The following is a 12,772-nucleotide window of genomic DNA, read 5'->3' on the forward strand; positions in this document are numbered from 1 at the left end:
GCTCCGTCGGCTGAGCTGTTCCGGGGCGGTTCGGTTACGGGACGACGGTGGTCGCGGTCATCAGGAACTCCGCGAGATGGCCGTCATGGGGGAGACCGGGTACGTAGGTGCTGGTGGGGCGGGTGCCGAGGAAGACGTTGCGGATGGTGGGATCGCTGACGGCCGCGGCGACCAGGGCGGCGTCGTCGGTCAGCGTCATCAGGGCCAGGCTGTGCCGCAGCGGTCCGAGGCCGTCGCGGCGGTTCCAGGGCGCCACCCATACGCAGGGGAACGGCATTTCGGCACCGAGCACGGGGTCCTGCGGGTCGGTGACGAGGTGGAGGGCGGGGCGTAGCGCGGCGCTGCCGTCGCCCAGGTCGGCGACCAGGCCGTCCGCTCCGAGCAGTGCTTCGGTTCCCGTCGCCCGCCGTGCGAGGTGGGCGCGCAGCGCGTGGGCGCGGGCGAGCGGGGTGACGGGCAGGACCGCGTCGGGGGCTTCGGGTCGCCGGACCGGGAGCCGGGCGAGCCGGGCTGCCAGTGCCTCGGCCACCGGGCGGGGGTCTCCCTCGACGAGCAGTGCGGTGGCGTTCACACACCCGAGCCCACCGCCGGAGGTGAGGGACTCCTCGATGACGTCCAAGTGGCCGCGCCAGTCGGCGCCTTCGGAAAGGAGGATCTTGGAGCGGCCGGGGCCCTGGACGAAGACCGAGGTGTCCGCGCCGTAGCGGCGTACGACGTCATCGCCACCGAAGACGACGGACCGGTCGGCCGCCTCCACCAGTGCGTCACCGACCTCGTGGCCGCCGGGGAGGAGTGCGCAGTGCGCGGGGTCCAGGCCGGCCGCGCGCAGGGCGTGGACCAACCGGGCCGGGGTGAACGGGTCGCGGCGTGAGGGGCGTACCGCGACCCGGTAGCCGAGGGCGAGGGCGGTGAGCCATTCGAGGTGCGGCCCGGGGTGGTTGCCGGGTGCGAGGACGGCGAGGACGTCGCCCCTCCGGGTCCAGACGGCGCCCGGGGCCGTGGCGGGGGCCTCGCCCGCCCACGGGTAGCGGGCCGCCACCGCCGTCGGCCGCTGGCCGGCCGCGCCGGCCGCGATGGCCGCGGCGCCGGTGGCGAAGAGGCGGAGCGCGGCACGGGGGGTGGCCAGCGGCAGTCCGGCCGTCCGGGCCACGGCGTGGCAGTAGTCCTCCGGGCCCTCGCCGTCCAGGGTGGCGGTGGCGAAGAGGCGGCCCGCGGCGGCGATCACCTTCCGTGTCCCGTCGGCCGAGGGGGCATCGGCCCGGCGCATCTCCTCGATGGTGCGGGCCACGGCCAGCCGTGGCACCCTCGCCAGGTCGGCGAAGGGGCGGCCCGCGACATCGGATACGGCCTCGCGGCGGTGGGGCGCGTAACTTCCCGACGGCACAAGGGCGTTGATGGTGCGCGGCGCCGAAGCGGTGGGGGCGGGCATGCTCAGTACACGCCCTCGATGATCTCGCCCTCGGCCTCGGCGTACGGCGCGACGTCGGCGACCGCGTCGGCCGGATGGCCGGGCACCGGGGCGACCCGGGTCGCGAGGTCCCGTTCGAGGTTGTTGGGGAGCAGGGTCTCGCGGGTGAGGGTGTGCGCGAGGACCCGTCCGCGGGCTCCGTACGGCACGGCTCCCCGGCCGGAGGCGGGGTCCACGATCTCCATGAGGAAGCCGGTGTAGCAGGGAACGAAGACCGCGCTGCCGTCGTCGTACGAGCCGTCCGCCGGCGCGTCCGCGGCAGTGGGGACGTACTCCGGTGACACGCCGGTGATGGTGTTCCCGTACGCACCGCGCAGCTTCACCCGGGGGAAGACCTCATGACGCAGGATGTCCCGGGTGTCACGGTCCATCGATGCCCCGCTCCACAAGATGGTGTGGACGCTGCGGTTGATCAGCTCCACCGCGCGCGGCGACTGTGCGAGCACCTCCAGCAGCGGCGGGGTGCAGAACATCACGTCGATGGTCTGGGTCGTCAGCAGGTCCATGGTCTGGGAGACCAGGTGCTCGATGTAGTGCTGGGCCTCCTCGGTCCGGCCGGTGCGCATCAGCTCCTTGACCCAGCGCGGGTCGAGGTCGATGTGCAGCGGAACGGCCGACCGCAGCGAGGTCAGTTCCCGCAGGACATGACCCACGGCATGCGGGCCGGTCGGGGCGATCAGCAACCAGTTGCCGCCCTGCGGGACCTGCTCACGGTCCAGGAACGAGGACCACCAGCCGGCCTGCCGGCGGAACTCGTGGAAGTCGACGATGCGGCGCGGCCGGCCGGTGGTGCCTCCGGTCTCGAAGACCCGCATGGGCCCGGCGCCGGCGAGGCCCTTGGGCACGAGGTCGCCGACCGGGACCGTACGGATCTCGTCGGTGACGTCGGGCAGCAGCGCCAGATCGGCGAGCGTGGTGACGTCCTTGCGCGGGTCGAAGGAGAAGGTGCGGGCCTTCTCCAGCCAGAAACGGGAGCCGGTGTCCGGACCGAAGTGCCAGTCCATCGCCGCCCGGACCAGGTCGTCGGCGCGGAAACCGGGGCCGTCGGAGGCGACGAGCGCGGTGGGGGTGCGGGTGTCCATCACGGTGTCCTTCAGGGTGTCCGGCGGAAAAGGGGGCGGCGGCTCAGACGGAGGCGCCGAGGTCGGCGAAAAGGGCGGCGATCACGGGCCCCGGGTCACGCTCCGCGAAGAAGTGGCCGCCGGGCGGGTCGGTGTACAGGTGTCGGCGGTACGTGCCGGGCGCTGCCTGCGCGGACCAGGCCGCCAGCCCCTCCGGGGTGGTCAGCGGGTCCTGGACACAGCCGAAGACCGATACCCGGCAGCCCAGCGGCGGGGCGGGGGCGGGCCGGTAGCCCTCGGCCATGGTGATATCGGCGCGCAGGGCCCGGACGAGCAGCGGTGCCAGCTCGTGGTGCTCCAGCAGGGGGCGCGGAATCGCGCCGAACGCACCGACGCGCGACCAGAGTTCCTCGGGCGGCAGGTCGGCGAAGAACGGGATCCGGCGCGGGGCCCAGGGCGCGTCGTAGGCGGCGATGGCCAGGGCGTACGGCGCGGTGCCCCAGCGGTCGCGCCAGGCGCGGGCGAGGGCGAAGGCCAGGCAGCCGCCCAGGCTGTAGCCGAAGAGGACCAGCCGGCCGGCCCGCCGGGGGTCGGGCAGTTCGGTGCACAGCTTGTCGGTGACGTGGGCCAGGTCGGTGTGCACCGGCTCGTCGCCGCGCAGGAGCCCATGGCCGGGCAGGTCGACCGCCAACAGCCGGACGTCCGCGGGAAGGTGCGGGACCCACCCCTCGTAGGTCTGCGGAGTGCCGCCGGCATAGGGCAGGCACACCAGCGTCGTGGTCGCGTGGTCGTCCCCGGCCAGCGGCCGCGACCAGGGCCGCTCCGGTCTCGCCCCCGGCATCAGAAGAGTGGCGCGGCGGCCGGGGCGCGCAGCGAGCCGAGGTGCGGATGCCAGAGGTGGTCCGGGTTGTTCTCCACGGTCTCGATGACCTCGCGCATGGCGGCCAGGACCGGCGGCCGGTCGGTGTTGTAGACGTTGCCCTGGAGCAGCCGCAGGACGTCCAGCCGATAGCGGGGGTCCTGGACGAAGGCGGTGAACAGGATGTTGAGGCGGTAGTAGAGGGTGATGAAGTCGTACCAATTGGTCAGCCCGCGGCGTTGGGCGGCCTCGTACTCCGCGAACCTCAGCCGGCGGAAGTCCCCGGCCTCGGCGGCGGCGAGCACGTCCTTGCACAGCAGTCGGGCACCGTGCATGGCGATGCCCACGCCGCTGGCGAAGATCGGGTCGACGAAGCGGGCGGCATCGCCGACCATCGCCCAGCCGTCGCCGGTGATCTGCCGCATGGCGTAGCTGAAGTCGCCCTCCACCTTCAGCGGGCGGACAGGGGTGCAGGCGCGGAGCGCCGCGGCCAGTTCGGGCCGTTGTTCCAGTGCCCCCCAGAAGAACTGCTCCCGGTCGCCGCCGGCTTGCCGCAGCCGGCTCTTGCGGGAGACCACGCCGACGCTGGTGACGGTGTCGGTGATGGGGATCTGCCACACCCAGCTGTCCTCGGCGGGCAGGAAGTGGACGAAGAGGTAGCCGGCGAGCTCGTCGCGGGAGGCGAGGGCGTCGCGGTCCAGGCCGCCGAACCAGCCGTGCACGGCGTACTGGTCGAAGGTCGGGTCGGTGACCTTGAGGCCCAGCTGGCGGCCCAGGACGGTGCCGCGTCCGCTGGCGTCGATCACCATGCGTACGGTGGCCTCGTGCTCGCCGCCGCCGGAGGTGTGGACGATGTGCGGATGGTCGCCCTCGAAGTCCACCCGGCGGACGCGGGCGCCCTCGAAGACCTTGGCGCCGAGACTGCCGCTGTGCTCCAGCAGCAGCTGGTCGAAGTGGCCGCGGTCGACGTGGTAGGTGTAACTCTGGGTTCCCCAGAGGTCCTTGTCCTCGGCGAAGGCCAGATCGGCGACGTCGAAGGCGTCACTGGCGCGGGCGCCGGCGGGTGAGGTCCAGGCGGCGCCGTACTTCTTCGGGAAGCCGGCCGCATCGACCTTCTCCAGCGCGCCGATCTCCGCCAGTACGGGAGTGGTGGCCGGGACCAGCGATTCCCCCACATGTTCGCGCGGGAACGTCTCCCCCTCGAAAACGGCCACCGAAAGACCCGCCCGCGCCAAATAGGAAGCGGCCGTGGAACCGCCCGGACCGCCCCCGATGATTCCGATATCGAAATCGGTCATGCGATGCCTCCTCAGATCCGCGCCGGAGTTTCCGACAATTCCGCGAGCAGGGTCGCGATGCTGTCGATCGTCGCAAAGTTGGAGCCCACCACCTGGTCGTGCGGAATGGAAATTCCATGGGCCGTCTGAAGGTGGCCGATGAGCTGGACGGTGGTGAGCGAGGTGAGAATCCCCCATTCCAGGAGCGGCGCGTCCAGCGCGATCTCCTCCTCCCGGGAGCCGAGTACCTGGCTCTGGAGGTAGTCCCTGACGACGTCGGCCGCCTCGTCCTTGGTCATTGCGCTGCACCCTCTCGTACCGCCGGGCCGTTCTGACCCGGCTAGCTGACCACAGGAGAGAGGGCCGAACCACACCCGATTCGCAATGAATCGATCACGTTCCCTGATCGATTCCCCGGGTTTTCAGATGCGTTGACGGCGCGCGGTATCAATTCTCAGTACTGGTTGTTCATCGGCGTGACCGGCTGCTAATTTTCGGCCAACCCGTGAAAGGACTCTCTGTGTCTGATTTCCTGTACGACGTCGGAATCATCGGTGGCGGCCCCGCGGGGTCGACCATGGCGTCCTATCTCGCGCAGGCCGGTCTGTCCTGCGTCGTACTCGAAGCCGAGCATTTCCCGCGGCCGCACGTCGGCGAATCCCTGGTGCCGGCCACCACACCCGTACTGGCGGAGATAGGCGCTCTGGAGAAGGTCGAGAAGGCGGGCTTCCCCCGCAAGTTCGGAGCGGCCTGGACGGCGGCGGTGGACGACTCGATCCCGCGGCTCGGATTCCAGGGCCTGCACAGCGGATTCCGGCTGGCGGACGTCCAGTTCAGCGAGCGCGACCAGCCCGGGGTCCACCAGGACCACACGTACCACGTGGACCGGGGGCGCTTCGACGAGCTGCTGCTGGAGCATGCCTCCGAGCTGGGCGCAGAGGTCCGCCAGGGCGCCCGCGTACAACGCGTCGACCTGGACGGCGACATCAAGCACCTCACCTACCGCGAGGGCGGCAACGAGTCGTCGCTGTCGGCCCGGATGGTCGTCGACGCCAGTGGCCGCGGTACCCACCTCGGACGGCAGCTGAAGCTCAAGGAGCCCGACCCGGTCTTCGACCAGTACGCCGTCCACACCTGGTTCGAGGGGCTGGACCGGCAGGCGGTCAGCGGCACCGAGGACCGGGCGGACTACATCTTCGTCCACTTCCTGCCGCTCACCGACACCTGGGTGTGGCAGATCCCCATCACCGACACGATCACCAGCATCGGCGTCGTCACCCAGAAGAGCCGCTTCAAGCAAGCCGCCGCGAACGACCTGGAAGCCTTCTTCTGGGACTCCATCGACACCCGTCCCGAACTGGGCCGCGCGCTGCGCGCCGCCCGGCGGGTCCGCCCCTTCAAGGCAGAGGGCGACTACAGCTACGCGATGCGCGAACTGTGCGGCGACGGCTGGCTGTTGGTCGGCGACGCGGCCCGCTTCGTGGACCCGATCTTCTCCAGCGGCGTCAGCGTCGCCCTCAACAGCGCCCGGCTGGCCGCGCGCGACATCATCGCCGCGCACAAGGCCGGGGACTTCGCCCGGCAGCGGTTCGCGAGGTACGAGGGCAAGCTGGGCAAGGCCGTCCGCAACTGGCACGAGTTCATCTCCATCTACTACCGCCTCAACATCCTCTTCACCGCCTTCGTCCAGGACCCGCGCTACCGCGTCGACGTCCTGAAGATGCTCCAGGGCGATGTGTACGACGCCGAGGAACCGGCGGCGCTCGGCAGGATGCGGGAGGTGCTGCGCGAGGTCGAGGCCGACCCGAACCACCTGTGGCACCGGCACCTCGGATCACTGCGGGCCACCGCCCCCGCAACGGGCCGCTGACGGCGACCGGAAAGGCGATCATCATGGCTCGTACGGACAACAACAGCGCCGGCATCGCCCGGCCCTGGTGGTTCTGGACCGGTGTGGTCCTCTCCTGCGCGGGGGTCGGCCTGCACCTGCCGATGTTCTTCGCCATGCGCTCGATGCACTACCGCATGGCCGGGATGGGAATGGGCGGTTCACCCGACATGATCGCCGGCATGGTCCTGCTGGTGGTGGGACTGGTCGCCGCCGTCATCGGGCTGGTCCGGCACCGGCCCTCGGACGAGGGCACTTCCGCGGCCGGCCGCTACCGCGTGGAGCCCGGCCCCGACGACCGGCTCAGCCCGGCCCACCGACGGCTGATCGCGGCACTCTCGCTGGCCCTGGTCATCGACGTGATGAAGCCCGCCACGCTCGCGTTCATCATCCCGGGGATGCGTGAGGAGTACGGAATCAGCCCTGCCGAGGCGGCCGCGCTGCCGGTGGTGGCGCTGGCCGGCACCATCGCCGGTTCACTGGTCTGGGGTTGGCTCGCCGACCGCCTCGGCCGCCGGGCCACCATCCTGCTGTCCTCCCTGATGTTCATCACGACCACCGTGTGTGCCGTGATGCCCACCTTCGAGTGGAACCTCTTCATGTGCCTGGTGATGGGGATCGCGGCCGGCGGGCTGCTGCCCATCGTGTACGCACTGATGGCGGAGTCGGTGCCGGCCCGTCAGCGCAGCATCGTCATGGTGCTCCAGGCGGGCCTGGCCACGGTCGCCGCGTACTTCTTCACCAGCGCGCTGGCCGCCGTCCTGATCCCGGTCTTCGGCTGGCGCATCATGTGGCTGGTGCACTTCCCGTTCGCCGTCGCCATCATCGTGATGAACCGGTGGATTCCCGAGTCCCCGCGCTTCCTGGTGCGCTACGGCCGGGTCGCCGAGGCCGAACGGATCCTGGCCGACTACCGGATGGTGCTGGCCGACGGGGACCGCCCGCCGGCCGAACTCCCCGGGCGCCAGGGCACGGTGGCGCCTCTCTTCGGGCGCGGGGCGCTCGCCAAGACCCTCGTCGTCGGCAGCTATGCGCTCTCCTGGTCCCTCGTCAACTGGGGCTTCATGACCTTCCTGCCCACGCTTCTGGGCAAGGCCGCCGGCGGCCGGGTGCTGCCCCTCTCCTCGCTCCTGGCCATACCCGGCACCGTCCTGGTGGCGTACCTCTATGCCCGATGGAGCAGCCGCCGCACCATGGTCCTCTCCGGCGTGGTCACCGTGCTGGCCCTTCTGTGCCTCGCCGCCACCGGCCGCGCCGGCACCGGTCCGGCCGTCTACCTTTCCCTCGCCCTGCTGCTCATCGGCACCAGTGGGGCGGTGGCCACGCTGGCCCCGTATGCCGCCGAGATCTACCCGACCGACGTACGAGGCGCGGCGAGCGGATTCACCGCGGCCTGCAGCAAGGCCGGCGGGCTCTTCGCCCCGCCGCTGATCGGACTGCTGCTGGCGCACTACCCCGGTATGCGGGTCATCGGGCTGTGCGCCGCCGTGCCGATGGCCTTGGCGACCGTCGCCATCGGGCTGAAGGGCCGGGAGACCGCGGGGCGGGAACTGGACGAGGTACCACCGGACCCCGCGGCCGTCCTCCGTCCCGCAGCGGACGAGCGCGGCGCGCGAGCAGGAGCCGCGTGAGCCGGGCCGGCACGGAGCGGAGAGCGGCCGCCCGGAGGCATCACGATTCGTGATCGGTGCCAGATCGGATTGCGTCTTGGACGGCCACCGGCCCGGTGCTGGACTGGGTGCACGGCGGTTCCCCGGCCCCTCGGCCCAGGGACCGTACGTCAACAGATCCGTCACGACCCCCGGAGACATCCATGCCTCTCATCCACGTGCAGCAGACCCCTGGTAAGACCGCCGAGCAGAAGGCGGAGCTGGTCCGTGAGCTGACCGACGCCTATGTGAAGGCCACCGGCAGCAAGCCGGAGAGCGTGTGGGTGACCGTGCAGGAGATCGCCACCGACAGCTGGTCGATCGGTGGCGACACGCTCGCGGCCCGCGCCGCCAAGCGCTGACCACAGGGTCCGTCCGCAGGAACCACGGCCTGCGGACGGACCCATTCCCTGGCGCCGTTTCCGGGCCGGATCACCCCCGGTCCGGCCCGGGAACGGCCGCACCGCCGGCTCCCGGCCGTCCGGTCGCCGGTCCCCCCACATCAGGAACAGGAGTTGATGAGCCGCCGTGAGCGACGCGCTTGACACCGCCGTACCGTCTTCCGCCGCCGCAGCCGCTGCCTCGGGTCCCCTGGATCTGCTGGTGGTGGGATGTGGCGCGGGCGGCCTGGCGACCGCGGTCAGCTTCGCCGAGAACGCCCCCGGCAGCCGGGTCCTGGTCCTGGAGCGGTCCAGCCGCTACAACCGCGGCGGGAACACCACCTGGACCGGTTCGTTCCTCCGGCTCGCCGCCGACGGCACGCCGGCGGAGGACTTCGAGAGCCGGATGCACGAGCTGAGCGAGGGACAGTCGGACGCCGACCACATCGCGGCGCTGAGCCGGAACGCGGAGCCCACCGTGCGCTGGCTCGCCGACCGGCACGGCGTGGAGTTCGAGACCCGGCCGACCTACTTCGTCACCGCGCGCGGCCCCCGGTTGATGCCGGCCGGCGGCGGCGCCGGCCTGGTGGACAAGCTCGCCACGTCGCTGGAGCGGCTCGGCGGCTCGATCGCCTACGGGGCCCGCGCCACGGCGCTGAGCACCGACGTCTTCGGCGGGGTCAACGGCGTACACGTACAGGAGGACGGCAGGTTGCGGCACATCGCGGCCCGGCGGGTCGTGCTGGCGTGCGGCGGATTCCAGGGGAACCCGGAGCTGCTGGAACGCCATGTGGGGCCCACCGGCGGCGGGTTGCGGCCGATCGCGCCCGGCGGCGAGAACAACAAGGGCGAGGGCATCGAGATGGCGGTGGCGGTGGGAGCCGCCCGCAGCGGCCAGTACGACCGATTCCACGGCGAGCCCGTCGACCCGCGCAGCCACCAGGCCGAGGCGCTCATCATGGCCTACCCGTACGGGATCCTCGTCAACGCGGACGGGCGGCGCTTCCTGGACGAGGGGTCGGACACCCCCGACAACACCTTCGAGGACGTCGCGTACCGCATCTGGCGGGAGGCCCGGCAGTCCGCGTACCTGATCTGCGACGCCAAGCTGCTGCGGATCGAGGGACACGAGCGGTCGTTGCTCACGGACAAGGACCCGATCACCGCGCCGACCATCGACGAGCTGGCCCGCACGCTGGACATCGCGCCCGACGAGCTGAGCTGGACCGTGGCCCGGTACAACGACGCCTGCCGGCCCACTCCCTTCGATCCGACACGGTTGGACGGCAAGCACACCGTCGGCCTCGTGCCACCGAAGTCCAACTGGGCCGTGGAGCTGGACACCGGGCCGTACATGGCCTGGCCGGTGCACTGCGCCATCACCTTCACCTTCGGCGGGCTGCGCACCGACACCCGCTCGCGCGTGCTGACCGAGCAGGGCGAGCCCGTCCAGGGCCTGTACGCCATCGGTGAGACCGCCGGGCTCTACTACAGCCGCTATCCGGGGGCCACTTCGGTGCTGCGGGCGCTGACATTCGGGCGGCTGGCCGGGGCCGACATCGCCCAGGCACCGACCCCCACCAGGTGAGTCCTCAGCCGCTCACCCTCGACCAAGGAAGTTGTCCCGTTGCCATGAAGACCGCCTCGACACGCACGCCCTACGCGCTGTTGCTCGCCGTCCTGTGCTCGTTGAACGCCGGCGGCCTGTTCGCCTCCGACATCAACCTGCCGGGCGTGCCGGCCACCGCGCACGCCTTCAGCACCCCGGTCGCGTCCGTGCAATGGACGTTCAGCGCCTTCATGATCGGCATCGCGGTCTCGCAGGCGGTCTACGGGCCGATCTCGGACGCGTACGGCCGGAAGCGCGTCATCGTCTCCGGTCTCGGACTGTTCGTCGTGGCGTCCCTGCTGTGCGCGGTGGCACCCACGGTCGAGGTGTTCGGTGCCGGCCGGCTCCTCCAGGCGCTGGGCGCGGGATCGGGCATGGTGCTCGGCCGGGCCGTGATCAGTGACCTGTACGAGGAGAAGGACGCGGCCCGGATGTTCGCCACGGTCATGCCGATCGTGGGCGTCTCCCCGTCCATAGCCCCTCTGGTCGGCGGATATCTGACCACCTATGTCTCGTGGCGGGCCCCGTTCGTGGTGACCGCGCTGATCGGACTGGCGACGCTGATCGTGATGGTCACCTCCATTCCGGAGAGCCTGCCGCCGGAGCGGCGCAGCAAGCACCTGGGCGCCACGCTCAAGGGCTACCCCAAGCTGCTGACCCGCCCGCTGTTCTGGGCCTACACCGTCAACCTGGGGGTGGCGTACGGCGGTTACTTCGGTTACCTGGCCGCCTCCCCGCTCGTCTTCGAGAAGATGGGCCTGGCCACCGAGACCACCAGCTACTGCTACATCACCGTCTCGATCGCCTACGTCGCGGGCAACCTGACCTCGCGCACGCTGGTGCGCAAGCGGCCCATCAACCAGCTTCTGTGGACGGGCCACGGGTTCTTCCTCGTCGGAGCGCTGATGATGCTGGGGCTGGGTCTGAGCGGGGCCGGCGCGCCCTGGGGCCTGCTGGTGCTGGTCTTCATGCCGGTGATGACGTACGGCAACGGCTTCCTGCTGCCGCTGTCGATGAGCGCGGGGGTGACGACCTTCCGCGCGACCGCCGGCTCGGCCTCCGGCCTCATGGGCGCGCTCCAGCTGCTCGCGGCCTCGCTGGGGATCTTCGTCTCCAGCCGGCTGCCGGCCGGCGACCTGTTCGCCCTGGGGTGGTTCGTCCTCAGTGCTTCAGTGGTGGGAATCGCGGCCTTTGCACTGTTCCTGTCGCTGGCCGGGCGGCAGGAGCGGGCCGGCCGTGAAATGCGGAGCGCCGCGCAGCCCGCCGCGGAATTGCAGGGAGCTACCGCCGAGTAAACAGTCGTCCGAAAAGTGTCTGGGTAAAACGCCACGGACTCCTTTCGTAGTGCCCGATCCGACGAGCGGCCCCATCCGGTGGTGGCGCCGCTCGTCGGTATGCGAGGATTCGCCGTGCGGGCGATCCCCAGCAACCAACTGTTTTGCTTTCAACAATGGGATCGCTCTGGGAATCGGGGGGTCCTGTGGAACTGCGTCAGATTCAGTACTTCGTTGCGGTCGCCGAAGAGCTGCATTTCGGCCGGGCGGCCGAGCGGCTGCACATAGGCCAGCCCGCCGTCAGTCAGCAGGTGCGCCGACTGGAGCGGGAATTGCACACCCAGCTCTTCGACCGCTCCAGTCGCACCGTCACCCTCACGCCGGTCGGCCGGGCACTGCTGCCCGAGGGGCGGGAACTGCTGAAGGCGCTGGACGTCTTCGCCGCAAAGGCCAGGAGGCTGGCCACGCAGAGCGAGGCCACCTTCCGCATCGGCATCAGCTCCGCGCTGGGGGGACGGCTGGACGACTTCCTGGACGCATTGCCCGGCCGCGGCGCCGGCACCCGCTTCGAGTTCCAGACGCTCGACGCCCGTACCCGCCTGGAAGAGGTGCGTGCCGGGCGCCTGGACGCGGCCTTCATCCGCGGTATCGACAGCGCCCCCGGCCTGCGGCTTCTCACTCTCTGGTACGACCCGCTGGTGGTCGCCCTGCCCGCCTCGCACCCGCTGGCCCGGCGCGACGTGCTGGACCTGGCCGACCTTGCCGGGCTGCCCTTGCGGATGGCCTCCCGCACCGACAACCCCGTGCTGTTCGACACGGTCCTCTCCGCCTGCCGCAAGGCGGGCTTCGAGCCGCCCCTCGGCCCGTCCTCCACCGGCCTTCAGGACACCCTCGCCGAGATCGGCGCGGGTGCGCCCGCCTGGACGCTGATGTACCCGACGGCGGCCCATACCGTCTCCTCCCGCCGGATCGCGCTGCTGCCCCTGGAGGGGGAGCCCCTCACCATCTGCATGTTTCTCGCCGTGCGAGAAACCGCAGATCCGGAACGCCTGGAAGTGCTTACGGCGACGAGTGCGCAGGTTCGCCGGAAGGTCGCGGGGGAGCTTCGGCAAAGCCGCCGGCCGCAATGAAAGACGGGGGTTAATGGATGTTGTCGGGTGGGTGTACAAGCCGCCCGGTGAATTTTTACCCGGTCATTAGAGTTCGGCTGAAGGCGTGCGGTAAGTTTAGCCGCGTCGGACTCCCGGCTCCCGCCACACCGCGGTGCTTCACCGAAATGAAGTGTGTGGCCTTTTCGGCCCGTGGAG

11 protein-coding genes are annotated in these 12,772 nt (G+C 70.8%); 6 read left to right on the forward strand and 5 right to left on the reverse strand.

What is annotated here, in order from left to right; genetic code table 11:
- Positions 1 to 34 precede the first annotated feature (34 nt).
- The 5 genes from AB0E02_RS03725 to AB0E02_RS03745 are packed head-to-tail and all read right to left on the reverse strand — an operon-like array spanning position 35 to position 4,964.
- Entirely contained in the window at positions 35 to 1,429 is a 1,395-nt protein-coding gene (locus AB0E02_RS03725; protein ID WP_362135616.1) for an aldehyde dehydrogenase family protein, read from the reverse strand.
- A gap of 2 nt (positions 1,430 to 1,431) precedes the next feature.
- Positions 1,432 to 2,550, reverse strand: a complete 1,119-nt coding sequence (locus AB0E02_RS03730) for a phenazine biosynthesis protein (RefSeq protein WP_362135618.1) — start codon at positions 2,548 to 2,550, stop codon at positions 1,432 to 1,434.
- 43 nt (positions 2,551 to 2,593) lie between these two features.
- A complete protein-coding gene (locus tag AB0E02_RS03735) occupies positions 2,594 to 3,370 on the reverse strand; it encodes an alpha/beta fold hydrolase (protein ID WP_362135620.1) in 777 nt (258 codons plus the stop codon).
- Positions 3,370 to 4,686, reverse strand: a complete 1,317-nt coding sequence (locus AB0E02_RS03740; RefSeq protein ID WP_362135622.1) for an NAD(P)/FAD-dependent oxidoreductase — start codon at positions 4,684 to 4,686, stop codon at positions 3,370 to 3,372. Before AB0E02_RS03740 ends, AB0E02_RS03735 begins: the two co-directional genes overlap by 1 nt.
- 11 nt (positions 4,687 to 4,697) lie before the next feature.
- Positions 4,698 to 4,964 carry a phosphopantetheine-binding protein gene (locus AB0E02_RS03745; RefSeq protein ID WP_362135624.1) on the reverse strand — a complete coding sequence of 89 codons (267 nt, stop codon included), beginning with the start codon at positions 4,962 to 4,964 and terminating at the stop codon, positions 4,698 to 4,700.
- A gap of 221 nt (positions 4,965 to 5,185) precedes the next feature.
- On the opposite strand from AB0E02_RS03745, the gene AB0E02_RS03750 reads away from it, so the two are divergent.
- The 6 genes from AB0E02_RS03750 (at position 5,186) to AB0E02_RS03775 (ending at position 12,595) form a co-directional block, all read left to right on the forward strand.
- Complete coding sequence (locus tag AB0E02_RS03750) at positions 5,186 to 6,535, forward strand: NAD(P)/FAD-dependent oxidoreductase (RefSeq protein ID WP_362135627.1); 1,350 nt, start codon at positions 5,186 to 5,188, stop codon at positions 6,533 to 6,535.
- Positions 6,536 to 6,558: 23 nt separating this feature from the next.
- On the forward strand, positions 6,559 to 8,184 hold the full coding sequence (locus AB0E02_RS03755) for an MFS transporter (protein ID WP_362135629.1): 1,626 nt from the start codon (positions 6,559 to 6,561) through the stop codon (positions 8,182 to 8,184).
- Positions 8,185 to 8,366: 182 nt separating this feature from the next.
- Complete coding sequence (locus AB0E02_RS03760) at positions 8,367 to 8,564, forward strand: 4-oxalocrotonate tautomerase family protein (RefSeq protein WP_030413313.1); 198 nt, start codon at positions 8,367 to 8,369, stop codon at positions 8,562 to 8,564.
- Positions 8,565 to 8,730: 166 nt separating this feature from the next.
- Positions 8,731 to 10,170, forward strand: coding sequence for an FAD-binding protein (locus AB0E02_RS03765; RefSeq protein WP_362135632.1), 1,440 nt, complete (start codon positions 8,731 to 8,733; stop codon positions 10,168 to 10,170).
- 44 nt (positions 10,171 to 10,214) lie between these two features.
- A complete protein-coding gene (locus AB0E02_RS03770) occupies positions 10,215 to 11,486 on the forward strand; it encodes a multidrug effflux MFS transporter (RefSeq protein WP_362135634.1) in 1,272 nt (423 codons plus the stop codon).
- Between the two features lie 185 nt (positions 11,487 to 11,671).
- Positions 11,672 to 12,595, forward strand: a complete 924-nt coding sequence (locus AB0E02_RS03775) for a LysR family transcriptional regulator (RefSeq protein WP_362135636.1) — start codon at positions 11,672 to 11,674, stop codon at positions 12,593 to 12,595.
- The last annotated feature ends 177 nt before the right edge of the window (positions 12,596 to 12,772 follow it).

Origin of the sequence: Streptomyces sp. NPDC048196 (genome assembly GCF_040652715.1) — a bacterium.
GTDB lineage: Bacteria > Actinomycetota > Actinomycetes > Streptomycetales > Streptomycetaceae > Streptomyces > Streptomyces siderophoricus.